Annotated in this window: 22 protein-coding genes; 1 reads left to right on the forward strand and 21 read right to left on the reverse strand. The window is 66.6% G+C overall.

What is annotated here, in order from left to right:
- Position 1: 1 nt before the first annotated feature.
- From V6M51_RS01180 to V6M51_RS01220, 9 genes are read right to left on the reverse strand one after another with little or no spacing between them, the layout of a single operon-like run.
- Complete coding sequence (locus V6M51_RS01180; RefSeq protein ID WP_332763909.1) at positions 2-895, reverse strand: hypothetical protein; 894 nt, start codon at positions 893-895, stop codon at positions 2-4.
- The gene (locus V6M51_RS01185; protein ID WP_332763911.1) at positions 892-1,266 is read right to left on the reverse strand and encodes a hypothetical protein; all 375 of its coding nucleotides are present in this window, start codon (positions 1,264-1,266) and stop codon (positions 892-894) included. The genes V6M51_RS01180 and V6M51_RS01185 overlap by 4 nt, the downstream gene beginning before the upstream one ends.
- Positions 1,263-3,038, reverse strand: coding sequence for a hypothetical protein (locus tag V6M51_RS01190; protein ID WP_332763913.1), 1,776 nt, complete (start codon positions 3,036-3,038; stop codon positions 1,263-1,265). Before V6M51_RS01190 ends, V6M51_RS01185 begins: the two co-directional genes overlap by 4 nt.
- Entirely contained in the window at positions 3,038-3,652 is a 615-nt protein-coding gene (locus V6M51_RS01195; protein WP_332763915.1) for a hypothetical protein, read from the reverse strand. The genes V6M51_RS01190 and V6M51_RS01195 overlap by 1 nt, the downstream gene beginning before the upstream one ends.
- A complete protein-coding gene (locus V6M51_RS01200; protein WP_332763917.1) occupies positions 3,649-4,617 on the reverse strand; it encodes a hypothetical protein in 969 nt (322 codons plus the stop codon). The genes V6M51_RS01195 and V6M51_RS01200 overlap by 4 nt, the downstream gene beginning before the upstream one ends.
- Positions 4,617-4,862 carry a hypothetical protein gene (locus tag V6M51_RS01205; RefSeq protein WP_332763919.1) on the reverse strand — a complete coding sequence of 82 codons (246 nt, stop codon included), beginning with the start codon at positions 4,860-4,862 and terminating at the stop codon, positions 4,617-4,619. The genes V6M51_RS01200 and V6M51_RS01205 overlap by 1 nt, the downstream gene beginning before the upstream one ends.
- On the reverse strand, positions 4,859-5,509 hold the full coding sequence (locus V6M51_RS01210; RefSeq protein ID WP_332763921.1) for a phage adaptor protein: 651 nt from the start codon (positions 5,507-5,509) through the stop codon (positions 4,859-4,861). The genes V6M51_RS01205 and V6M51_RS01210 overlap by 4 nt, the downstream gene beginning before the upstream one ends.
- A 52-nt stretch (positions 5,510-5,561) precedes the next feature.
- A complete protein-coding gene (locus V6M51_RS01215; protein WP_332763922.1) occupies positions 5,562-6,467 on the reverse strand; it encodes a right-handed parallel beta-helix repeat-containing protein in 906 nt (301 codons plus the stop codon).
- A 28-nt stretch (positions 6,468-6,495) separates the two neighbouring features.
- Positions 6,496-7,530: an acyltransferase family protein gene (locus tag V6M51_RS01220; RefSeq protein WP_332763923.1), complete on the reverse strand. Its 1,035-nt coding sequence runs from the start codon at positions 7,528-7,530 to the stop codon at positions 6,496-6,498.
- Positions 7,531-7,623: 93 nt separating this feature from the next.
- Here V6M51_RS01220 and V6M51_RS01225 point away from each other — a divergent pair, with 93 nt between their 5' ends.
- Entirely contained in the window at positions 7,624-8,532 is a 909-nt protein-coding gene (locus V6M51_RS01225; RefSeq protein ID WP_332763925.1) for an FkbM family methyltransferase, read from the forward strand.
- Here the strand turns inward: V6M51_RS01225 and V6M51_RS01230 are convergent.
- From V6M51_RS01230 to V6M51_RS01285, 12 genes are all read right to left on the reverse strand, one after another.
- Positions 8,529-11,321 (reverse strand): hypothetical protein, encoded by a 2,793-nt coding sequence (locus tag V6M51_RS01230; protein WP_332763927.1) that lies wholly within the window; start codon positions 11,319-11,321, stop codon positions 8,529-8,531. The genes V6M51_RS01225 and V6M51_RS01230 overlap by 4 nt on opposite strands.
- Position 11,322: 1 nt before the next feature.
- Positions 11,323-12,054 (reverse strand): hypothetical protein, encoded by a 732-nt coding sequence (locus V6M51_RS01235; RefSeq protein ID WP_332763929.1) that lies wholly within the window; start codon positions 12,052-12,054, stop codon positions 11,323-11,325.
- A gap of 5 nt (positions 12,055-12,059) precedes the next feature.
- On the reverse strand, positions 12,060-13,019 hold the full coding sequence (locus tag V6M51_RS01240; RefSeq protein ID WP_332763931.1) for a hypothetical protein: 960 nt from the start codon (positions 13,017-13,019) through the stop codon (positions 12,060-12,062).
- Between the two features lie 65 nt (positions 13,020-13,084).
- Positions 13,085-13,591, reverse strand: a complete 507-nt coding sequence (locus V6M51_RS01245; protein ID WP_332763933.1) for a hypothetical protein — start codon at positions 13,589-13,591, stop codon at positions 13,085-13,087.
- 8 nt (positions 13,592-13,599) lie between these two features.
- A complete protein-coding gene (locus V6M51_RS01250; protein WP_332763935.1) occupies positions 13,600-14,337 on the reverse strand; it encodes a hypothetical protein in 738 nt (245 codons plus the stop codon).
- Between the two features lie 3 nt (positions 14,338-14,340).
- Positions 14,341-14,577: a hypothetical protein gene (locus tag V6M51_RS01255; RefSeq protein ID WP_332763937.1), complete on the reverse strand. Its 237-nt coding sequence runs from the start codon at positions 14,575-14,577 to the stop codon at positions 14,341-14,343.
- 75 nt (positions 14,578-14,652) lie between these two features.
- On the reverse strand, positions 14,653-15,858 hold the full coding sequence (locus V6M51_RS01260; protein ID WP_332763939.1) for a P22 phage major capsid protein family protein: 1,206 nt from the start codon (positions 15,856-15,858) through the stop codon (positions 14,653-14,655).
- Between the two features lie 50 nt (positions 15,859-15,908).
- Positions 15,909-16,853, reverse strand: coding sequence for a hypothetical protein (locus V6M51_RS01265; protein WP_332763941.1), 945 nt, complete (start codon positions 16,851-16,853; stop codon positions 15,909-15,911).
- 92 nt (positions 16,854-16,945) lie between these two features.
- Positions 16,946-20,242: a portal protein gene (locus tag V6M51_RS01270; protein WP_332763943.1), complete on the reverse strand. Its 3,297-nt coding sequence runs from the start codon at positions 20,240-20,242 to the stop codon at positions 16,946-16,948.
- Positions 20,243-20,273: 31 nt separating this feature from the next.
- Positions 20,274-20,489 carry a hypothetical protein gene (locus V6M51_RS01275; protein ID WP_332763945.1) on the reverse strand — a complete coding sequence of 72 codons (216 nt, stop codon included), beginning with the start codon at positions 20,487-20,489 and terminating at the stop codon, positions 20,274-20,276.
- A complete protein-coding gene (locus V6M51_RS01280; protein WP_332763947.1) occupies positions 20,486-22,045 on the reverse strand; it encodes a hypothetical protein in 1,560 nt (519 codons plus the stop codon). The genes V6M51_RS01275 and V6M51_RS01280 overlap by 4 nt, the downstream gene beginning before the upstream one ends.
- Entirely contained in the window at positions 22,029-22,376 is a 348-nt protein-coding gene (locus tag V6M51_RS01285) for a hypothetical protein (protein WP_332763949.1), read from the reverse strand. Before V6M51_RS01285 ends, V6M51_RS01280 begins: the two co-directional genes overlap by 17 nt.
- Between the last annotated feature and the right edge of the window lie 43 nt (positions 22,377-22,419).

Here is a 22,419-nt window from a genome sequence, read left to right on the forward strand (position 1 = left end):
CTTACCCCATCCCCGCGATCAGCTTGCCGATGTCGGCGGCGCTGACATCCATGCCCCAATTCGAGGTCTTGCCCTTGGAGGTTCCGGTCCCGCTCGACGTGCCCTGGCTGTTCTCGCCGATGAACAGGCCGGGGTTGAGGCCGCCGAGCGCCGAGATCGCCCACTCGGCGAGATCGAAGGGCGCCTGCTTCTGCTGGGTCGCGATGTCGCGCAGGACGCCGCCGATGTCCATCTGCGCCCCGACATTGGCCCGCTGGTTGGCGTCGGCCCCGAAGCCGAGACTGGCCTTCTGGGCGCGATCCTGAAGGGCGAGACTGGCGTTGGCGGCGCTGGCCGATTGGCGGCGGTCGGCGTCCTGGCCGGACAGCCCGGCGCTGGTCGTGAACATGTCCGACAGCAGCTTGGAGAGCTGGCTGTTGCGCGACCGCGACAGCCCCTCTTCGGTGGCCGATTTGGTCAGGGCCGCGCCGGAGCCGCCGAAGGCGCTGTTGTTGGCGAGGTCGAGATCCTGCTGCGCCCGCGTCTTGCCGGCGTCGAAATCGAAGTCGGCCATGGCGGCGTCGGTGACGTTCTTGCGGTAGGGGTTCTGATAGGCGTCGAGATTGTCCAGCAGGCTCGCCGCGCCGACCGTGGGGGTCGAGGCGCCCATGAGGTCGTCGAGCCACTTCGTATCGCCGCCGAGGCCCTTGGCCGTATCGTAGGCCTTGCCCTGCAGCCAGTCATGGCCGGGCACGAGGTCGTAGGGATTGGCCCCGGCCAGTTCGTTGACCTTGGCGTTGAGGCCTTGGGTCGTCGACATCAGCCAGTCCGGGACCACGGGCGTCGAGGTCTTGTTGAAGGTCTCCGTCGAGGTCGTCGACCCCTTGGACTTCCCGCCGCCTAGCTTCAAGCTCATCCGTTCAACTCCTTCATCACCAGCCGGGCGAGCGGCGAATAGCCTTCGTCTCGGAGCGCCCTGACCCAGCCGTCGCGGCCGACGATCAGGGACCGCTTGCAGTCATGTTCCCGGCCCCAGGCTTCCGCCATCGGCCGCAGTTCGTTCTTCAGTTCGTCGAGGTCGCCGCCGGCCAGCCAGAGCATGAGGTCGGTCGACTGCGGGTGCTCGATGATCTCGGTGACCATCGCGGCCTCGCGGCCGGCCCAGAACCGGCATTCGCGGGCCTCGACCATCGCCTTGACGTCGGCCAGGCTGTGAGTGCGGCCAGCGTGTTCCAGCGCCGCCCCGATCCAGGGCGCACAACGGGCCCATTCGGTGTCGAAACTCATCTCATGCTCGTGGGCGCGACATCGAAGGCGAGACGGCCGAGCCGGGTGTAGGTCGGGGCCGAATTGCCGGCCAGGGTGACGTTGAACAGCCGCCCATTGGCCCGCAGATCGGTCTTGTCGTCGCCAACCGCCATCGAGTACGGGCCCTTGGTGGTGACGTCGCCTTGCGGCTTCAAGCGGCTTTCCACCGTGATCCAGACCGGGCCGACCTGGTCGGCGAGATCGGGCCAGACGCCGCGAACCATCATCAACCGATCTTCGGAGAGGTATTGGTCGGCGGTCTTGATGAACCAGGAGAAGGCCGAGCCGTCGGCGCTTTGGCCGCGCTCATGCCAGAAGATGGCCCCGCCCGCCGTGACCCCGATGGGGAAGTCGCTCGGCCCGGCGTCGACAAAGGCGGTGCGCGCCATGATGCCCCGCGACCAGGAGCCATCCTTGATGTTGAGCAGCAGGTAGCGGCTGTTCTCGGTGCCGTCGCGACCATCTGGATAGTCCCAGCGCACCTCGGTGAAGGCGGAGATCGAGGCCGCCATGATCTTGTCGGCTTGGGCCGGGGTCAGGTTGTCGGCGAAGGCCTCGCGGATCGGACATTCCAGAGGCTCGACCGCGCCACCGATGGCATAGGTGTAGAATTGCAGGTCCGGGCCGATCCAGAACGCCCGCTGGCCGACGACCACAACGGCGTTGGGGCCGATCAGCCCGCACTTGTCGCCGACCCTCTCGAAGCGCCAGGGCTGCTGGAGGGAACCAACGAAGTCGCCGAGGAACAGGGCGTGGTTGGTCCAGACCAGGACATATCGGCCGGCGGCGCGGCCCCCGACGATACGCCCGCCGCCCGGCAGGATGTATTCTCGGGCCGTCGTGCTGTTGGAGGTGTTCCAGACCGTGTTGGCCCGTACCCCGGAGTGGCGGATGCAGAGCGGGTTGAAGACGCCGGAGACCTCCTCGTTGCAGCCCAACGCGAACACCATGTCCTGCGGCGCCACCAGCATGTGGCTGACATTGGCGGGCGCGTTGGCCAGCGGGGCCGCAGGGGTTCCGGTGGCGTTGGTCCAGGCGTGGATGGTCCCGCCACGAGGATTGGCCAGCAGGTTGGCTCCCCAGGCCGCCAGCGCCCAGGTCCGGGGGAAATAGTCCGCCGTCGAGGGCTCGGAATACTCTCCCGTGGAATAGGCGCCCACGCCGTATCCAGCCCCGCCAGCTCCATCGATCGATCCGGCGGCGAAGGCGACCTGCGGCGCGATCCGAACCGCTGATCCGCCCCCCGAGACCGTGGAGGTGGCGTTGGAGCCATGGGTGACCGTATAGGCGTTCACACCGGTCACGGTGATCACATATGAGCCGTTCGGCGTGATCCCGCCGACCGCCGCCGCGCCGGACATGACGACTGTGGCGCCGGTAGTGAGACCGTGGCCGAGGTGGGTGACGGTGACAGTCGGGGTGGTGTTGACGACGGCGAGCGGGTCGGCGCCCAGCAGCACCGAAGGCATGGCGAGCGTGGGCGTGATGTCGTAGAGGCCGCCGCCCACCCAGACTTGCAGCTTGGAATGGGTTCCGAAGGCGATGTTGAGCGCCGGGGTCCGGTCGGTCCAGTTGAAGACGGTGCGGCAGACCCCTGTGAGCAGATCGGCGGTCAGGCTTTCCCAGCCGCCCACGACCTGCGGTCGACCGCGATGGAAGCGGACATTCGAGGCGTCAGCCCAGCGGCCGGCGGCGACGAAGGTGGTGTCGTCTCCGCTGAGACCCGGAGGAATGTCGAGGGACTGGCGCATCAGTACAGCAGCTCGTAGACGGCGGCATACTTGTTGGCGACGACCGCCGAGCCATTGACCCCGATGCCCGCGCCGTTCGTATAGCCGGCCATGTCGTTGAGGTAATAGACGCCCTCGAACCAGGCGTCAGGGCCTTGAATTTCGCCGCTTGCCCACGGCAGGCCGACCGTCATGGAGAGGATACCCAAGTCCCCATCGCCATGCAGCAGCCCAATCATCGCCACGGCGTTGGCCGACTTCGTGAAGCCGGTCATGGTGACCGACGTGCCGGTGAAGGCCACTGAAGTCCGCTCGGCTGAAATCCCCACGGGACCGCGATAGACCAGGCTGATCACCGGCGAGACGTCATCCAGCGTGATCGGCGTGGTGAGGTCGCCCGGCTCCAGACGGCGATGCGCCAGCTTGGCGGTCGAGGCCATGACGTTCTCGATGTTCCAAGCCGTGCCCGAACCGCCGCTGATGGTGCGCGGCGGGAAATAGAGGAACAGCGCGTAGTCGCCCTCGCGGGCGTTGGCGTGTAGCGGGACGCCGGAGGTCAATTCGTTGTGGCTGGCCTTGCCGACGAACTCCACCGCCGGGGCGCCCCACGACGCGATCATGGCGCGAAGGCTCATGACGCGGCTCTTGACCCCGGAATCATCGTCCAAGTCGTCCCGCCGTCGAAGGTGATGAAGCCCAGGACGTGGCGGCCGTTGCCCAGCGTGGGCACGATGCCGCTGGCGTGCTTGACCGAGGCGGGCCAGGTGGGAACCGCCGCAGAGGTGATGGTCAGGTCGAGCGCGAAGGCCTGAGCCTTCGACGCGGTCGGGTTGGAGAAGGTGAAGGTCGAATTGCCGCTGATCGACTTGGTGAAATAGTCGTTGAGCGACAGGTCGATGTCGAGGGCCGCCACGGCGGTGACGCTGCTCTTGGTGGACCCGGTCTGGGTCATCCCACCGCTGAGCGTTTGACCGCCGGTGAAACTCGGCGCTGCGGCGGTCGCCGCCCCCGCCACATCGGCGACGGCAAGAGCAACCCAGGACGCCGAGGTTCCGTTCGTGGTGACGAACTTGCCAGCATTTCCGGTTTGCCCCGGAAGGGCGGGCGAAAAGGCCTGAGCGTCGACATAGGCCTTGCTCGCCGCATCCTGTGCGCTCGTCGGGTCGGCGATGCTGGTCAGCCGCGAGGCGCCATAGTCGGTGACCTTGACCTTCTTGACGTTGGTCGCGTCGCACATCACCGAGACGACTTCACCGGTCGCGATTTCCGCCGTCGTCCCGGCGCCCGTGGTGAGCGTCAGGGTTCCGGTGCAGGCGTTCCAGACTAGGTAGGACTTGGCGGACGACGGAACGGTGACGGTATAGGCACCGGTCCCGGTGAACTTGAGCTGGGCGTGGCGAGCTTGGAAATCAGCCGGCGTGGTGGAGGTGTTCGACGACGTCAGGGCGACGTCGGCTGTCAGGGCGACGGAGATGAAGCCCGCGACGCCCTTGGCGAGCCTGGTTAGGGCGTTGTTGAGCTTCGGATCGCCCCAGGTGTTGAGGTTTTCCCCCGCCGCCTGAAGTTCGATGCCGAGTTCGTCCGAATAGGTGGAGGGCATTAGATCGCGGCTCCCGTGTCCTGTCTAATCCACGAAGTCCCATCGGAGACCGCCAGGATGTTGATGGTCGTGTCGCGCAGCACGGCCCCGGTCCAATCCGCTGCTGACGGGAGATCGGCGCTGGCGCAGGCGAAGACCCGGCCGGGCTGGGTAGGCTGCTGCAGTTCCATGACGGCGCTGCGGAGGTTTTCGAGGATTTCTCCGAACGGCCCCGCATTGGTCGGGACCGGCGCGATGAAGATCATTGGTCGGTCACGACGTTGTAGCCGGAGCCGTGGCGGCTCATCCCGGCGAGTTCGGTGGAGAGCGTGGTCAGCTTGCGGGCCCGGCCTTCCATCGTGATCGCGTCCTGAAGCGCGCTCTCGAACTTGGCCTCAAACATCGAGATCAGGTCGTTGTCGCGCAGGAAGGGTCCGGCCTCCTTCAGGGCGGCGAACAGGTAGAGATTGGGGTAGTTGGTCAGGATCAGGTTGGTGGGCGAGGCGTCGGACAGCGCCAGGCCGCCGACCATGCGCAGGACGAAGCTGTAGGCCTGGTCGCAGGGGCGCTCGAAAGCGATGTTGGTTCCATCGACACACCAGGACCGCGGCTCGCCCGAGGCGGTGTCGGCCAAGTGCAGCTCCGGCAGAGTGGGCCGAAGCGCCTCCCGCGCCCCGCTCGAGCGCACGATCCACAGCGCCCGGGGCTGGCGGTAGCCGGCCGGCAGGGCGATCAGCCGCGAGTTGACGACGCCGGTCAGGGCCGCATCGCTCTCGGCGGTCCGCATCTTCAGCTGGGCGTTGATCACCGCTTCGCCGAGCGCGATGAACTCCGGGATGCGGTCGGTGAGGTCAGATCTTTCCAGCCAGTTGGCCGCAGCCGTCTTCAGCTCGGAAAACGTCGAGATCGCCATGGGTCTCTCCCGGCTGTGGGGTGGTTCGGTCGGCTAAGAGCCGGGCAGACGCCTACTTCAGGACGATCTGTTTCGCCGTGATCGGCAGGCCGTTGATGGTGTTCTTGCCCCGGAACTCGATCACCGTGCCCATCCGCGCGTCGATGGCGGGTTGAGCGAGCGCGCCCGTGATGGCGCGGAACTCGTTATCTTCCATGACGATGCGACGGCCGTTGACGAAGGCCGCGGCCCACTTCATGCCGGTCCAGACCCGGTTGCGGGCCATGTAGACGTCCTCGATGCCGCCGGCGGCGCCATTGAACGAGCAGAAGCCCTGGCTATTGCCTACGGCGACGTTGTCGGTGATCTGCACGCGAGCGGTGATCACCCCGTCCAGCGACCAGAACTGCGCGAAGTCGGGATGCTGCGAACCCGGACGTTCGGTGCCGTCGAAGGTGTTGTGGTCGATGACGACGTCCGTACAGCCGCCGCACTGGATGCCGTCCGAGCTGGAGAGCCGGAAGGCGCTGCGGGTGACGCTGAGGCCGTAGACGTGGGTCCCAGAGACGCCGGTCGAACTGCGCAGGAAGACGGTTTTATCCACGCTCACCCGCTTGCCGTTCACCACCTTGAGGCCGGTGTCGACAAACTTCGAATTGGTGATCGTCAGGCCGTCGACACCGTCGATGCGGAAGCCCTGATAGACCGCCGGCTTGAAGGTGCAGCCGTCGAAGGTCAGATCCTTGCCGTTCTGCCAGTACCAGCCATTGATGATGGCGCCTGGCGCGCACTTGAAGGTGAGGCCCACGCGCGACTTGCCCCGGAACGGCGCGTAGTCCCCGGCCGGAAGGGCGATGATGTCGCCGGACTTGGCGGCGTAGACCGCGGCGTCGAGGGTGGTCGGCGAGGCGGCGAGCGTGGCGGCATGGCTCGGGAGCCCGAGCGCCAGCAGCGCCAGGCAGGCCAGGGCGAGTTTCATGAGGTGATCCGGTCGAGTGGGGGTGAGCCTAGGCGCGCGCGACGACAGGTCGCTTGGCGGCGTCGGTCAGGAACCGGCGAACCGGGACGTCGTAGAGGTGATGCGCCAGAACCGCGATGACGCAGATCAAGCCGCCCGCGACAGGAACCATGAACAGCTTGTGGGCGCCCAGGCTTGCAAAGGCGACGTCGGCGATGCGGTAGAGCGGGTAATGCAGGATGTAGACCGGATAGGACAGCGCGCCGAGTAGGGCGGCGATGCCGGCGATCCGGCCTGATGGTTCAGAGTTGGCGCCGGCCATGATGACCAGCGGATAGATCCCCGCGATGCAGAGCGCGGCGTAGACGGTGGACCCGACGAAGCTCGGCGGGGCGAAACTCAACAGCACCACCCCGGCCAGCGGCCAGAAGCCCAGACGGACCCAGCGGCCGATCCCGCGCTTGTGCAGCCGGTAGAGCCCGATCCCAACGGAGAACGGGAACAAGGCCCGCACCATGCCCCACCAGAAGCCTTCGAACGCGAACCCGACGCTGAGGCCCTGGGTCGCCAGCATGTAGACCCAGGCCGCGCCGAGCCCGACAACGGCCGCGACCAGCCATCGATCGGTCAAACGCCGCACCGTCAGCGCATAGATCAGGTTGGCGATGATCTCGAAGAACAGCGACCACACCGGGCCATTGAGATAGAACGGCTCGGAAACCAGCCCAGATGGCGCGGGAAGCCCCAAGCCAGTCAGCAGGGCCGATGACGCCACCTCGCCGCTAAGACCCGCCACCAGGGCGGAAATCAGGCTGACGACGCCCGACAGGATCAGCAGCGGATAGAGCCGGATCGCCCGGATGCGGTTGAAGGCCCAGAACCCCAGGCCGCGTTGAAGCTTGTCCTCGTAGGCGAAGGCGATCACGAAGCCGGAGAGCAGGAAGAACAGGTCCACCGCCAGGTTGGCGTGTTCCAGGTGGGTGTAGGGACCGCCCGGTATCGTCCAGCGGCGATGGAAGACCAGCACGGCGAGCGCGGCGACCCCGCGCAGCGCGTCCAGTGTCAGGAAGTGTTGACGCCCCATTGCAACCGACAATAGTCCCGCGGCGGCCCGTGCGTCCAGGCTTGACTTGCCTCACAGCTAGGGGTTGGATTCCGCCCCCTCGGGGAGAAGTTCATGGATCTGACCGCAGCGCTCGAGACCGACGAGACGGATCAACCGCAATGCCCGTCCCGGCAGCGCCTGGTCTTCACCCATGCCCTGGCCCATCTGCTGGTCAACAAGACCCGCATCCCGAAGCGGACCAGCATTGCCAAGTGGCTCTCGACGCGCCTGTTGCCCGACGTTCATGGCCGCATCCAATGCCCGACGATCTACGACTTCGACCTGTTCCTCGACTACGGCGAGAGCGCCAGCGTCTACCGCTACGGCTTCTACGAGCCCGGAACCCTGGACGTGATGCGCAAGCTGCTGCGCCCCGGTGACGTCTTCGTGGACGCCGGCGCGAGCGTCGGAATGATGAGCCTCTACGCCTCGACGCTGGTCGGCAAGACCGGCCGCGTTCTCAGTTTCGAACCCCTGCCCCTGCGTCACCGGCTGCTGACCGACTCCATCGCGGTCAACGGCCTCACCAATATCAAGACCTTCAACCACGGGCTCGGCGTCGACAGCCGCGCCACCACCATTTTCACCGACCGCACCAGCCCGTCCATGATTGAACAGGCCGGGTCCACCGACGGCTCACCCTCCCGCGTCGAACGCCTCGACGCCGTCTTGCAGGCCGAAGGCGCCGACCGGGTCAGGATGATCAAGATCGACGTCGAGGGCTTCGAGCTTGAAGTCCTCAAGGGCTGCGAAACCATCCTGCACGGCCCGGCGCCACCGGCCATCTGCGTCGAGTACGGCGTCTATGACGGCAGCGGCAAGGCCCTGACCGACTTCCTCCGCTCCCTGGACGGCTACCGGCTCTATCAGCTCACCAAGACCAAGGGGCTGGTTTCCCCCCTGGCCCTGGTCTCCGGCGGCGAGTTCGTGGCCGGCGACAACATCTTCGCCATTCCAGCCGCTATGGCGGACGACCTCTAGAGGACCGCCAGGCTCAACAGGTATTCGACGGCCGACTGGCGTTCCGCCTCGGTGCAGACCCGGTTGACGACTACGATGTCGTTGACCCCGCCCTTCCACCACGAGTTCTGATTGCCGCCGGACGAGGAGACATCGCCCCCGACCACGAAGCGGGTGGAGCCGGTGTTGACCGTGCCCACGACCGTTCCTCGGGTGTAGTTGTTCTCGCCATAGGCCGAGTCCGCGGCGTTGAAGAGACCGACGCCATAAGCCTGCCCGGTCGGGGTGTAGTAGAAGTGCAGGACGCAGACGTTGGAGAAGTCGCCCGGCGCGGTGAGGTAGACCGGCGCAGCGTTGGTCCCGATGCCCCATTGCGCCTTGTTCACTCCGCCGGAGACGACGCGCAGCAGCGAGCGTCCGTTGTTGGTCGATGACCCATAGGCCAGGACCCGGCGGTTGGAGGTCTGGGACGCAAGCTCACGCTGGTTGATCAGCATGAAGACCTCGACCGGGTTGTTGGCGCGGATCGAGGAGGGCGCCGTGGAGTGATAGAGGGTCGAGCCGGAGGTCGATGTCGTGTTGTCGCCGTTGAGGTCGACGGTTGGCAGAACCCCGTCAAGACCGATCGGATCGAAGATCGGCGCGGCGCGGCCGGTGACCGGGATCAAGGTCGAGTTGGCGACGATGGAGTTCAGGAACCCGCTGACGCTCTCGGCTGAGTCACGCAACACCGTCTGTTGGGTCCGCGCGTTCCAGCGCGAAAGCAGGTTGGACCCGAACAGGGTGTTCATGGCGTCGGCCACGGGCAGGCCCACTTCCGGCTCCGTGGTGTCGCCGGGGTGGAACACCATCTTGCCGTATCGGAAGGTGGTCTCCAGCCCCCCGCCGCTTTGGCCCGCCTCCATGACCACCCGGACGTTGGGGATTTCGAGGGTTTGCGGCCAGAGTTGCACGCCGCCGGAAATCCGGGGGTGCATGAACAGGACATTGCCGCCCAGGTCCGGCCCGGTCTGGGCGTCGATGTCGGACATGAAGTAGGCGGCGTTGGTGTTGGCCGGGGCGGTGGCCGCCAGCGTCAGATGCGTTCGGACGAAGGCCGCATCCTTGACGATACCGTCCTTGACCAGCAGCAGTTGCGAGCCGGTCCCATCGGTGGCGTCGTAGTCCTCGACGACGACCTGGCGGATATAGGAGCCGTTCTCGGGGCTGCGGAAATACTGCAGAGTGTCGACGTGGGAGCCGCCGGGCAGATCGAAGCCGTTCTTGGCTCCGCACTTGATCAGCACCTTGGCGTTGCCCCACACGTCCTGCTGGTCGCAGAAGCCGTCAGGAACGAAGTTCAGGCCCAGCGTCGTGCGGGTCAGGTTCCATTGCGTGGAGTGCTTCTGCGGCGCGGTGACTTGCTGGTCCGGCGGCAGGGTGTTGACGTGCTCGGTGAAGCCGTTGCCGAACTCGGCGAACATGACCCCGGTCGTCTGGCCGTTGACGTCGACCCCGTCGCCGCCGTTGAACACCACATCGATTTCACGCGAGGCGCCATAGGTCTGGGTGTTGGGGAAGCCGCCGGGCTTGCCGTAGACGAACTTGCAGGTGCGCTCGAAGCCGATGCACTGCACCTTCTCAGCATAGAAGCCTTGCGCGGTGCAGGAGGTGAAGCGGACCTGGCTGCTGGTCAGGCCCGGTGCGGGGCGGATGGTCAGCCACAGCCCATCGCAGGTATGCGGCGTTGCAGGAGGCGTGTTGACCCCGAAAGCATGGGTGACGCCAGCGCAGACATAGATGGTCCCGCCGCCGACATTGGTCCCGGAGAAGCCTTGTGCCGCGTGCTGGGCCTTGAGCTTGGTGATCGCGACATCGCCCGTCAGCACCGGCGTGCTGTCGGTCAGGCCATCGGCCGCGTCGCTGCCGCTGGTCGGGTCCCAATAGACCACGCCATGCGGCATGGCGGTTCCGGTCTTGTCGACGCCGATCTGCAGCGACCACATGCTGTCTGACCAGTTGACGCGGGAGAGACCGTTGTTGTCGTCGTTGATCGGGTCGGGGATGCCCTGCAGGACGAAGGGCCGACCGACCCACGGAACCGCGATGGCGCGGACCTCGGACTTGCCGGAGGTCTGCTTGTCGGCGGAACGGATCGGGGCGATGAAGCCGTTGTTCTGGTAGACGGGGTGGTTGGCCGTGGTCTCGATCTTCAGCCAGTTCGCCAGCACGCCCGGATCGTCGGCCCCGACATAGACCTCCTTGATGCCCCGGAAATCGCCCGTCGCCAGCCGCGCCACCGTGGGGTCTTTCCACGGGCAGATCGTCAGATATTCCGTGCCGAACAAGCGGTTGAAGATCGACGGCGAGCCCCAGCCCGCGATGGCGTAGTCGTCATAGCCCGGCGCGGCCGGATCGCCTTGCTGGCCGATGCCAAGCGCGGCGGGGTCGGTCTCGGCCCAGGAGCCGAAGGCCGTGGTTCCGAACGGAACCGCCTCGAACGCCGGGCTGATGATCGTGCAGGTGTCGGAGAAGGTCGGGGTGGCTCCGGTGTCAGTCAGCAGGGCGTGACCGCTGATCGCTAGCGTTCCCTGCCCGTTGGTCGGAACCGCGCCGGTGTAGATCTTGTCGCCGACCGCCTTGATCAGGCCGGAGAAGGTGCTGTCCAAGACAACCGTGAAGGCCCCGGTGTAGCCGGTGACGACGACGGTCCCGATCAGCACGTCTTCAACGGCGCCGTTCTCGATCTGCGAGGCGGTGAAGGAGGCCGTGGCGGCGGCGGCCGTCGCGCTGGCGTAGCCGGAGGCCTTCATGCGGAAGCGAGCGCGCATCCTAAGCCCCCTTGAAGACGGCGACGTGCGTGTTGGTCTCGCGCGCCGTGTTGCTGAGGGTCGGGGCGTGGGTGACCGCCGTCGTCGCGGCGGTCTCGTACCAGGCGGCATGGATGGCGGCCAAAGCCGAGCCGCCCGCCGCGCCGTCGGTGAGAGCCGCCCACGACCCGTTGTCGGTGATCGTCTCGCCGACGCCTGTGATCACGATGGTGAAGGCCATGGCGAGGCATCGCGCCTGGGCCAGGGTCGCCGTTGTCGTCGTCGGGTTGCCGCTGGCCGTGGTGGCCGAAGCCGCTTTGTCCAGCGCCGAGGCGGTCGGGCCGAGGATGCCCGAGGCCTTGAAGATGTGGATCTGCTTGTAGCCGGTGGAGCTGCCCCAGGTGAGCGTGACGCTATCGACGCCCGACGTCATCGCCGCCGTGGCGATGGTGAAATAGATCCGATTGCGCCAGGTGCTGGCGCCGTTGCTCTGGCTGGTGGCCTGGGTGTAGGTGTGGCCCTGAGTGTCGGTGATCGCCGAAATGCTTTGCGAGCCGCTGGAGCTGCCGAACACCACGACCAGATCGCCGATGGCGACATTGTCGGTCAGCGTCTTCGCCAGGGTCGTGCCGACGCCCGAGTTCTGAGACGCCGTGCCGATGCTGACCGGGGCCGCCAGCGGAGCAGCCGCGGCAGCGGCGGGTGCGCCGTACAGCAGGGCCGCCCTGCGAGATCCGATCAGCAGGCGGGACATCGGCTCTAGCCCAGCATTCCGAAGCGGAACAGCAGATCGGTGGCCGCCGTATAGGTCGGCGTCCCGCTGGTCACATAGGCTGCGACATAGACGTTGCGGGTGCCGGAAGCCGGGATGAGCGAGATGCCGAGCCCGACCTTGGTGGCGACGCTCTGGTTGGCGTGGGCCTTGTAGTCCGCAGCGGCGATATCGACCTGACCCAGGATGTAGACGCTCTCGGCGTCGGTCAGGGCCTCGGCGGCGTTGGCCGCGCCCCAGGTGGTCACGTTGAACGAGAAGAACACCAGCGAGATCGCGGCGGCCTCCTTGTCCTTGTCGATCACCGTCACGCTCTGCAGCACCGCGCCCATGTCGTTCTGGCGTGTGGCGTTGGTGATGACCGTAGAGTTGAACAGGCTGTCGGCCGCCGCATAGATCGCCGTGTCGATGGTCGGCGTCACGCTGACGAAGTAGACCCCGCTTTCCACCGGAACCGGAGTGGTGTCGGCCATGAAGGTCGTGAAGCGGGCGAGGTAGCGCTTGAAGAGCGAGATCAGGCTGGCGTTGCTGTCGTCAGCCGCTGCGGCTCCATCGGTCGGGCCGCCGATACCAGCCTCGAGCGCCGCGGTGCTGATCCCCGCCGCCGCACTGCCGCCGTAGCCGGCGAGGCCGCCATGCCCGGTCGTGATCGCCAGCGTCGAGGTGCTGGCCCCGGTGAGCGCGGCGAGATACCAGGGCCCGCCGTCCTGCTCGCGGTTGTTGACCGTCAGGACCTCGACCGCGCCCGCCGCGATGGGCTGGTCATTGACCGTGGCCAGGACGCTGGAGCTCGCCCCGATCTGCACATAGACGGTCTGCGATCCGGCGTTGAAAAGGCGGATCTGGAACTCGCCGGTGATCGGCTGACCGCCCAGCTTGACGTTGGCGCTGGCGGTCGTCACGGAGAGCTCGACCGTCGTGTCCTGTAGTGGCGCGAAGGGCTTCATGGGTCACCTCAGGGCATGAAAAAGCCGCCCGGAGGCGGCTGGGACGGGCGAAGGCGGGGTGAGCGCTACTTCGGGTCGGATTTGGATTTCGAGCCGCCGCTCGGCTTGCTGTCGGCCGCGTCGAACTTGGCGAGTTCGGCTTCGAGTTCGGCGGCATAGGCCTTGGCCTCGTCGCGCTCCTTGGTCCGGGTCGCGGCTTCGCTGCGGGCGTGATCGCGCTCGGCCATGTAGTCCGAAGCCGACCTCAAGGCCTCGTCGCGCTCCTTGGCCGCGGCGATGGCGTCCTGCTCCAGGCCGGCGACCCTGCCGACGGCGTCGTCGCGCTCTCCGGAGAGTTGGGCCATGGAGGCGTCCTGGGTCGCGAGGTTGGCTTGCAGCGCCTCGATCTGGTCCTGGGCCGCGATGAGATCCTTCATCGCCTGGGCCGTGGTCCCGGCGCCGGCGGTGTCGCCGCCCTTCTTCTCCGACCAGGCGTTGCCAGGGTCGGTCTCGCCCTGCGGGAACAGGCGCTTTTCGCCGGTGGCGACGTTGTAGAGGTAGGTGTCGGTGCTGAAGACTTGGGGGCGGGCCATAGGTGCTCTCAGGCTGCTGCGGACGCGCTCGGGGCGTCGGCTTGGGATGGGTCGGCGGTCTCGGCGGCCTCTTGCGCGGTCAGCCACTCATGGACGTTGCCGGGGTAGGACTTGTCGGGATCGTGGTGGGTCAGGGAGAGGTCCGGAACAACCCAGATATCTCCGCCCAGCGCCCGCCACCGTCGGGAGAAGGCGTAATCCTCACCCCACCAGACGCCATCGAAAGCGCCGTGGTTGAAGAGGTCGATCGATGGGCTGTAGCGGGCCCCGAAGCAGAGCTCGGGGTGATGGCCGATGAAGCGGTCGACCGCCTCCTTGGTGATCTTCAGGAAGCCGGCCGGCACGCGCTCGGCCGCCAACACGCCGTCCTGGCGGAAGTAGGGCTTGCGGCCCCCGGCGTCGGCCAGGTGGCCCATGAACTCGAACTCGTCCTTGCGGTAGCGGTAGAGCCCGGCGACCACCTCTCCCGGCGTCTCGATCAGCTTCAGCAGATCGGTCGGCCGCCAGGAGAGGTCGTGGTCGAGAAAGACGATGACGTCGGCCTTGGCGTCCAGCGCCTTGCGCAGCAGGGTGGCGCGGGCCGAGGAGATGTAGGGGCATCCGGCCTCGAAGACCGCCTGATGCTCCCAGCCCGCCGCCTCGAGGGCCGGTAGCGAGGCCTCCAAGGCGGCGAGGTATTCCGGGAACGGCCGAGTGACCGTCGGCGTGCAGAAGACGACCTTCCTGGGCTTCTCGTCACTCGGCATGGATCAGGCGGCGCCCTTGTAGAGGTTGAGCGCGGCCAGGGTGTTCATCACCTCGATCAGCGCGGCCTTGGTGGCCGTGTCGAGCGCCGTGGAAGAGGCCGTGCCGACCAGGGAGGTCGCCTGGGCCGCGCCGGAACGCTGCACGATGGGCGTGCCGCCGTAGAAGCCGATCTTGGTGGTGGTGGAATAGCCGAGGACGTGACCATCCGGGCCGTTGTCGCCGATGTAATTGACAGCCATCTGCTGTCTCCTTTCGAGTTCGAGATGTGTCGGAAACGACGAAAGGGGCCGCCCCGAAGAGCGGCCCCGTCAGGCCTAGTTGTTGGCCAGGCGCGTCGCGAGTTGCGGACGGATGGTCTTGTAGCCGTAGAGGACATCGACACGGCAAGGCAGGTTGTCGTTGTTGATGTCGTATTGGCGCACGATCCGCAGGCTGATGCCGTCGAACACCTCGCGGGCGCCGAAGTCGACCCCCTTGGGCATCACGAGGTCGGCCGTGGCCAGGGCGAAGGCGCTCTTGTGGTAGGCGAGCGAGACGCCGTAGTTGGTCGAGGCGGTGCCGGCCCAGGTGGTGGCCGCCGTCGCCGAGGTCGTGGTCACGGTGACGTTCTGGCGCGGCCCGGAGGTCACGATGGCCGGCGTGATGCCGATGCCCGTGGTCGCCCCCGACGCGATGTCGGCGGTGAGCGCGAACTGTTGCAGCACGCCCGTCGACACCTTGGTCTCCGGATGGACGCGATAGACGCCGGCGATGGTGAAGATGTCGCCCTTGACCCCGGCGCCCGAGCCCGACGCGAAGGTCAGGGTCGAGAGCGCGGTGGCGCTGGACGGCATCTGCGCCGTGGTGGTGTCGGTGGTATAGGCGGTGTTCTCCGCGCCCCGGGCATGGCTCGGAAGCAGGGTGTTTTCCGAGAAGTCGAACCCGGCGGTGCGGCCGAGATAGCCCTCACGGAACTGCTTGGCGAGGCTGGTCTGGTCGTTGAACAGGGCCTTGAGGCCATCGACCATATCGACGTTGTCCTGGGTGTTCAGGACCACGTGGCGGTCGCCGGGCGGGATCAGGTTGTCGACCAGTTGCTTGCGGCCGGCCAGCACCTTGGCGAAGGTGGCCGCCGAGCCCTGGTTGTTCACCTGATTGTAGACGTCCTTGTACATCGAGAGCGCATCGGCCTCGATGCCGGCGGCGAGCACGCTCATCGCGGGTTCGATGACCCGTTCCGAGAAGTCGTCGATGCTCAGGGTCAGTTCGGCGGAGCTGAAGTTCATGTCGACGCCCTTCTGGGTGCCGACCGTCAGGGTTTCGCTCGCCTCGACGGTGTCCTGCGCCTGGAGGGTCTTGCCGGTCCGCACGGTGTAGCGGTTGGGCAGGCGGATTTTCAGGCTGTCGCCGATCTTGGCGCCGGTGTTGGCGAAGCTGTCGTCATATTCCCGAGTGATGGAGCCCACGAAGTTCAGCTTCTGGTGAAGGATCTTCAGGGCCTTGCGGGTGACCATGGTGGAGGTCAGCAGCGTGTTGGTCATGGTGGTCTACTCCCGGCGCCCGCGGCGCCGCAAAGGGTGAGGAAGTGCCGTCAGGCGCGCTTGCGCGCCGCGGCTTCACGTTCGTCTTCGCGACGCATCCACTCCGCCGTCGACAGGCCGTCCCCGCTGGCGTCCGTGGTGCGGCGCGCGTGGGGGGCGGTTCCGCCGCCGACCCTGGCGGCCGGCGTGGTCGATTGGGCGGCTTGGTGGCCTTGCGCCTTGGTCTGTTTGGCCTTCAGGGCTGCGAGTTCGGCCTGCGCGGTCATGCCATCGTGGAGGGCACGCCAGATGCGCGGGTCGGCGAGTTCCCGCATTTCCTGGAGATCGACACCGTACTCGGTGGTGGCGTGCTCCACGATCTGCTGGGCGACTTGCGGGCTCCAGCCCTTGATCGACTTGGCGAGTTCCTTGCCCGTCTCCTGCAGCGCGGTCGCGGTCGCCCGTTCGCGCTCCAAACGGAGGCCATCAGCCTTGGTCGAGAGTTCGGTCTTGGCCGTGGCGAGCTTGTCCTTCGCCTCGGCATATTCGTCTCTGAGATCGCGGTAGGTGTCCTTGTCGGCTTCCCTGAGCTCGTCCCAGGGCAGCTTGGCGAACTCCGCGACCCGCTCTTCCAGGGACGCGACGCGCCCATGGTCGACCCGAAGGGCCTCGATCGCCTCGGCTTGCTGGTTGAGCGAGGCGTCTCGCGCTTCCAGTGCCCGGCGGGTCTCGGCCAACTCTTGGGTCTTGACGGTGTAGTCCTGCGTCCGCAGCAGCGCCGGCTTGATCAGCTCGGCGATCTCCTTCGGCAGCTGGACCTTGGCCCCTTCCCATTCGAACTCGTCCAGCTCGACCGCGGCGGCTTCGGTTTGGTCGTCCGGCTGTTTGCCGTCGACTCCGTCCTCGCCTTCGGTGTTCTGGTCTTGGTCGTCGGTCTGGGTCTCGGAACCGGCGGCGACGTCGGCCGGAGCCTCCTCGATGGCGGCTTCGGCGGTTTCGGTCGCTTGGTCGGTCATTGTGCCAATCCTCTTCGGGTTTGCTGGCGATGGGCCACGACGCCGCGCCGGGTCAGGCCCGGTTCGGTCGGCGTGGATAACTTGGTGGGTGGTTAGAACTCGGGTTCCGGCTCGGGCTCGTCGAAGAGCGCGGGCGGGGGTTCGGGTGGTTCGTCGAAGCCGCCACCGGATGCGTACGGCGCTTCAGCGATGATCTCGGGTTGGCCTCGGGTGAACCGGACCGACGAGCCGTTCTGCCAACCGTCGCTGTCGGCGTCGAAGTCCGCCCCGCCCTTCCCTTCCAGGATGTCGGGCGAGAGCAAGGTCTCCAGCACCATCTTGGCGACCAGTTGGGCGGTCGCCTCGGCGTCGAGCGGGTTGTCCTTGGTGTTCAGGGCCTTGATGCGGTTGGTCTCGGCATTGAATCCGTCGATCTCGACTCGGCGCTCTTCGAGGTTCAGCTTGCGCGCGTTGAGCGCGGCGGCGACTTGCTCTTTCGTGGCGTCGAGGGCCAACTTTTTCGCCGCCGTGTCGTTGTCGTTCTGCGCGGCCTCGGCCTCTTCCTTGGCCTGCTTCAGCGCCGCGCCCAACTGCTGGATCACCTGTTTGGCCTGTTCCACCTGGGGGTTCGGGGCCTCTTCGTCGTCCTCGGCCTGCAGGTTCGGCGGCAGCATGGCCTTGAGGCGCTTGGCGATCTGGTCGGCGCCGGGCCAATCGAGGTTCTCCGCCAGGATGTCGCCGATCATCGGAGCCATGGCCGGGTGCGCCCGGATAAGCTCGATCATCTGGTTGGCGGCTTCCTCGCGCCGCGAGGTGAACGACGGCCCGGCCTTGACGACGAGGTCGTATTTCCCCGTGGTCAGGTCGTAGATCTTGGTGATTTCCCTGACCTGGCCGTCCTTGCCACGCTCCTTGACGGTATGCTCCTGGTTGACCTGCTTCATGTCAGGCTTGCCGTCGGGGCCCAGGATGCGTAGCACGCGCGGCGCGGCGTAGGTCTTCGGGATCAGGTCGATGAGGATGCGGCCCGCGTGGCGGATCGCGCGGGAGAGGTTGTCGACGTAGTGGAACGTGGAGACATCACCCTCGCGCTGGCGGGCCATGATGGCGCGGCCCGAGGTCTCGTTGCTCCTGGCGCCCAGGGACGCGTCGTACATCCCCATGATCGACTTCATGTCGTCAGAGGCGTTGAGGGCTTCCTGAAGGGCTCCGGCGGGCACGCCAGCGAACGGCTGACGCTGCGGCGCCGGGGCGCCGCCCTTGGCGTCATACTCAATGAAGGCGTGGGTCTGGGTGTTCGCCGTGGCCCACTTCGCGCCGTCGGTCTCGAACTGGCCGACCTGGCCGATGAACGGGGCCTTGGGCGCCAGCGCGACGAGCTCCGTCGAGGTCGTGTTGTGGGTCGGGACCATGCCCGCGCCGGCCAAGAACAGGTGCGACGGCGCGTCGATGGCGACGCATTGGACCGGGACACTGGAGACCCGCGAGACCTTGGCAATGCCGTGCCGCTTCGTGCGGCGGCGATGCTCGACCCGACCGCCCAGCAGCGCGGCCTTGCGGCGCAGCTTGAACACCGGCTCATCGGCGTAGGCGCTGAAGTAGAATTGGCGCACCTGGAGAAGCTGGTTGCCGCCACCGACGAGCTTGGAAGCGCGACCTTGGCGGACGACCACCTTCGCCTTGATGCCTAGCGTGCGCAGCAACTCGCCGAACGCGTCGGACAGCGCGGGGGACGTCGTGGTGAAGTCGCAGGCCTTGGTGGCGGTCGCTATCGACCCGTCGCTGTCCATCAGGCCTTGCAGCAGAGCCCAGCGCTGCGCCTCGGAGGCGCGCAGGTACTCGGCCGGAATGTGCTTGAAGCCCAGGACGCCGGCCGCCTTGAGGTCCGTCTGGAGGCCGAGCGGCGTGAAGGTGATGTGGCGGTCACCGCTCCGGTTCATCGTGCCGATGCGGTAGCCCGCAGCCTCGACGTTGGCGACGATCTCCTCAAGGTCTTCGTCGCCAGGGGTGATCCGGCCCGACATGGTGTGGCCGTCGCCGAGCCACAGGCCCAAGACGTAGGGATCAACCGGAAGATCGGCCTCGACGCACTCGACAGGGCGCGCCACGGGGATGAAGTGCTTGGCGGCGACCAGTTCCTCGGTCGTGACGTCTCGGGTCTGCCATGTGAAGCCAGCAGCCGTGCGCCCGGCGCGCTCCTCGACGCGCCACGGATGCTCGGCATCGGCGATGATGTGCGAGCCGTCGTCGAACTCGACGCGGAAGCAACGGCGGTTGATGTGGACCGGGCTCTTGCCAATGACGTTGCAGGGCTGGCCCGTCTCGTCGAACAGTTGATCGCCGATCTCGACGGCGCCCATCGTGGTCCAGCCGCTCGGGGTCGGAAGTGGAGTGTCCAGCGCCAGAGGGCGCCAGTAGTTGAACATCCGCTGCGGGTCTTTGGCGTCCCGGACCAGGGAGCGCAGGACCCGGCGACCGTCGATGTGCAGCTCTTCGCCGTAGACCGGGACGATCGGGATGTACTTCCCGGCCCACTCGACGGTTTCCAGGACTTCAGCCCCGGTCATGATGCGCTGGACGACCTTGTGGGCGGCGACGTCGCGCGGCCGGCCGATGATGGTGACGCCGAGCGAGTCGAAGAGCGCCTTCTGGCCCTCATAGGCCTTGAGGTCCATGACCTGGCCGTCCGAAAGGGCGACGATCTGGCGCTTGATCTCCTCGCGCTTCCAGTATTCCGCGACCATGACGCGGTCGCCCTCGAACCAAGGCGCCTTTAGCCCGGCATAGTCGGAGGTGGACCAGTCGACGGCTTCAGCGCCCTTCCAGCGGGCCTGGAACTGCTCTTTCGGCATGGTGTCGACGACGAAGGCGGTGTTCCAGTCGGCGCTGTCGGCCGCGGTGGAGTTGGGATCGCCGTAGACGCTGAAGGGGTTGGCGACACGCTCTATGACCAGGTCCTGGTCGAAGGCGTCGTCGTGGGTGTAGCGGGTGTTGATCCGGAAATAGCCGAACCCGCCGGTGACCGCGAAGTCCAGGGCCGTGTCGTAAGCCACCTCGGCGTCGCTGGACTGCTCGATGTTGCGGATCAGCCCGTTGAAGATCTCAGCCGTTTCAGGGTCGGCCTGGCTGTCGACCGGGTGGCAGACGATGGCCGGCTTGTTCTGGCGGGCGTCATTGACGACCTGCCGAATGAAGGCCGGAAGACGATTGATCGTGAGACAGGGGCGGCCTTCAAGCTCGCGGTCCTTCCTGACCTTGTCGGGCCATTGCTCGCCGAGCCTGGCGAACCTGATGTCGTCCTGCGCTTCACGGCGGTTCTCGGCCTCCTGCTCCTCGACCAGCTTGAAGGCGTCCATGGCCTCGGCGAGGATGTCGTCGGGCTTTCCGGCGGACTTGGGCTTGTCGGCCATCAGGCGGCTCGGTCGAGGGTCTTGGCGTTCATCAGGCCCTCCCGGCAGGTCGCATCGTGGCGAGGTCGTCGTCTTCGGTCAGCGGATGGGTCTCGAGGTGCAGATCACAGTCGATCACCTGGGAATGCAGGGTGACCTTCGTGGCCCGGAGCTCGGCGTCGGTGATCATCACGGAGCCGCCCAGGCGCTCGATCAGGATCGCGACGACGGCCATGGTGAGTTGTTGGTTGTCGCGGAGAGTGGTCATGACATCCAGCCGCCGGCGACGTGGTGGCGGGGCGCGGCGGGCTTGGTCTGCTCGACCCTCACCGGCTCGGCGAAGGTCAGCACGACCGCATCCCACTCATCCGGGGACCGCAGACCCCGGCTTCGCATGTGTTCCTTGCTTTCCAGCAAGAGGCGTTGGTTGGTGTCGAAGAAGTAGCCCGGCGCGCAGGCGTCGGACTGCAGGCTGTCGAGGTCGGGGATGTCCGCCCCTCCCTCTTCGTCCAGCCAGTCCCGTGAGCGCTGCCACATCTCGGCGCGGCGGTTCTTCGGGCCGGGCCGCTTCGTGCCGTCCGGCAGTAGTTCGACCGGGTCCATCGGGGTCGAGCCGAAATTTACCGGGACGATGATCTTGTCGTAGCCCCAGGAGTGAAGAAGATCGTAGACTCCAGGCGAGCCGCCGACGTCGATGAAGACGCGCGCGGGCTTGTCCGTGTCGATCACCGTGCGCAGCCAGTTGGCGCCGGCCACGGTGTCCAGTTTGGATTTGCTCTCGATCTTCTCGACCTTGCGGCCCCTGCGCCAGGCCAGCGAGAAGCGGTCATCGCCCATCTGCGCCGGGTCTGCCCCGATCACCAGCGGACCAATCCCCTCAAGGTCGGCCTTGCGCGCCTTCAGCACCGCTTCAGGCTTGATGAAGCTGTCGTGGCCGGTGAGCTGGAACGCCTCAGCCGCGGTGGCCGGGTATTCCTGCTTGAACAGCAAAGGGTCCTTCAGCTCGGCGACCTTGGCCCGGCGCCAAGCCATCTGGGCGTGATCGAGGCCGTGCGCCTCGGCGTATTCTCGCTCATCGTCGTCAAGCGCGAAGTCAACCGGAACCGGCCGGCGATACTCGTCCTGCCAGAACCACGGGATGAAGATCGCCTCGTAGTCGCCAATCCCCGCCTCGGCCTGTTGCCAGCGCTCATGGAACTCGCCGCCGAGACCGTTCGCCGTCGACTCCAAGATGATCTCCGTCTCGGGAAGATCCGGGACGGCCTGGATCACCGCGGCGAAGTGCGAGGCCGCGTGAGGCCAGAACGCCACCTCCGAGCCGTGGAACATCTGGATCGTCTTGGACCGCCCGACGGCCTTGGTTCCCGCCGTGCCGACGCCATACCCGGCGTCCAGCCCCGGAAAGGCCAGTTCCTTGGCGTTCGCCGCGCCGGTCGCAGGCTTCACCAAGGCCGGGCAATGCTCGTGGTAGCGGTTGGCCATCCCGAACAGGTTGTCCGTCGCGCTCTGCTCGTGGGTGAGGATGAACACCCAGGCCCCGCGCCGATGACTCGCCCGCCAGTAGAACCGGCCGCCGATGTATGTGCTGATCCCTTGCTGCCGGCCCTTAAGAACCAGGGCCCGGACCTTGCCCGTCTTGGCCCGCTGGCCCTCTAGTCGCTCGTGGAGATAGCGCTGCGCCTGGTTGAGCTCCAGCGCCTCGATAGCCCCGCTCTTGGTCCTGATCTTCAGGCACTTGGCGGCGTAGTGGGTGAAGTCGTCCTTCAGGCGCTGGCGAACCGCCCGCTCGCGCTCTGAGAGCTCTGGGCTATTCGAGCTCGGCAAGCGCCGCCTCGTGGTTCACCGTGAGCGCGCCGCCGAGTTCCAGCTTGTCGCCGTACTTCTTCGGGGCGAGCTTGGCCGCTCTCCATTGACGCGCCCAGATGCGCAGCTTGACGACCTGATGATCCTCGACCGTCGCTTTGTCCGCCATGTCGACGGTCTCGTCGATCAAGGCCTCTTGCTGCGCCTCTCTCGCGCACGTGATAGCGGTTCGGAACTCGACGTTCCGGGACATCTCCAGATAAACCATCGTCGCGGCAGGCATGCTCTCGTCGCCACAGATGGTCTTCATGCTCTCACCGCCGATGAGGCGTTCGCAGATGCGCTCCAGCATTCCAGCGTCAGTCGGAGCGGGTCGCTCGGGTGGCCGGCCCATC

Source organism: Phenylobacterium sp., from assembly GCF_036677185.1.
GTDB lineage: Bacteria > Pseudomonadota > Alphaproteobacteria > Caulobacterales > Caulobacteraceae > Phenylobacterium.

Bases quoted from the DNA above. Each gene is read 5' to 3' on its own strand.
- V6M51_RS01250 (WP_332763935.1), bottom strand. From the start codon at position 14,337: ATGCCGAGTGACGAGAAGCCCAGGAAGGTCGTCTTCTGCACGCCGACG.
- V6M51_RS01245 (WP_332763933.1), bottom strand. From the start codon at position 13,591: ATGGCCCGCCCCCAAGTCTTCAGCACCGACACCTACCTCTACAACGTC.
- V6M51_RS01205 (WP_332763919.1), bottom strand. From the start codon at position 4,862: ATGATCTTCATCGCGCCGGTCCCGACCAATGCGGGGCCGTTCGGAGAA.
- V6M51_RS01265 (WP_332763941.1), bottom strand. From the start codon at position 16,853: ATGACCGACCAAGCGACCGAAACCGCCGAAGCCGCCATCGAGGAGGCT.
- V6M51_RS01240 (WP_332763931.1), bottom strand. From the start codon at position 13,019: ATGAAGCCCTTCGCGCCACTACAGGACACGACGGTCGAGCTCTCCGTG.
- V6M51_RS01235 (WP_332763929.1), bottom strand. From the start codon at position 12,054: ATGTCCCGCCTGCTGATCGGATCTCGCAGGGCGGCCCTGCTGTACGGC.
- V6M51_RS01195 (WP_332763915.1), bottom strand. From the start codon at position 3,652: ATGAGCCTTCGCGCCATGATCGCGTCGTGGGGCGCCCCGGCGGTGGAG.
- V6M51_RS01215 (WP_332763922.1), bottom strand. From the start codon at position 6,467: ATGAAACTCGCCCTGGCCTGCCTGGCGCTGCTGGCGCTCGGGCTCCCG.
- V6M51_RS01190 (WP_332763913.1), bottom strand. From the start codon at position 3,038: ATGCGCCAGTCCCTCGACATTCCTCCGGGTCTCAGCGGAGACGACACC.
- V6M51_RS01285 (WP_332763949.1), bottom strand. From the start codon at position 22,376: ATGCTGGAGCGCATCTGCGAACGCCTCATCGGCGGTGAGAGCATGAAG.
- V6M51_RS01270 (WP_332763943.1), bottom strand. From the start codon at position 20,242: ATGGCCGACAAGCCCAAGTCCGCCGGAAAGCCCGACGACATCCTCGCC.
- V6M51_RS01180 (WP_332763909.1), bottom strand. From the start codon at position 895: ATGAGCTTGAAGCTAGGCGGCGGGAAGTCCAAGGGGTCGACGACCTCG.
- V6M51_RS01225 (WP_332763925.1), top strand. From the start codon at position 7,624: ATGGATCTGACCGCAGCGCTCGAGACCGACGAGACGGATCAACCGCAA.
- V6M51_RS01230 (WP_332763927.1), bottom strand. From the start codon at position 11,321: ATGCGCGCTCGCTTCCGCATGAAGGCCTCCGGCTACGCCAGCGCGACG.
- V6M51_RS01275 (WP_332763945.1), bottom strand. From the start codon at position 20,489: ATGACCACTCTCCGCGACAACCAACAACTCACCATGGCCGTCGTCGCG.
- V6M51_RS01220 (WP_332763923.1), bottom strand. From the start codon at position 7,530: ATGGGGCGTCAACACTTCCTGACACTGGACGCGCTGCGCGGGGTCGCC.
- V6M51_RS01200 (WP_332763917.1), bottom strand. From the start codon at position 4,617: ATGCCCTCCACCTATTCGGACGAACTCGGCATCGAACTTCAGGCGGCG.
- V6M51_RS01210 (WP_332763921.1), bottom strand. From the start codon at position 5,509: ATGGCGATCTCGACGTTTTCCGAGCTGAAGACGGCTGCGGCCAACTGG.
- V6M51_RS01260 (WP_332763939.1), bottom strand. From the start codon at position 15,858: ATGACCAACACGCTGCTGACCTCCACCATGGTCACCCGCAAGGCCCTG.
- V6M51_RS01255 (WP_332763937.1), bottom strand. From the start codon at position 14,577: ATGGCTGTCAATTACATCGGCGACAACGGCCCGGATGGTCACGTCCTC.
- V6M51_RS01185 (WP_332763911.1), bottom strand. From the start codon at position 1,266: ATGAGTTTCGACACCGAATGGGCCCGTTGTGCGCCCTGGATCGGGGCG.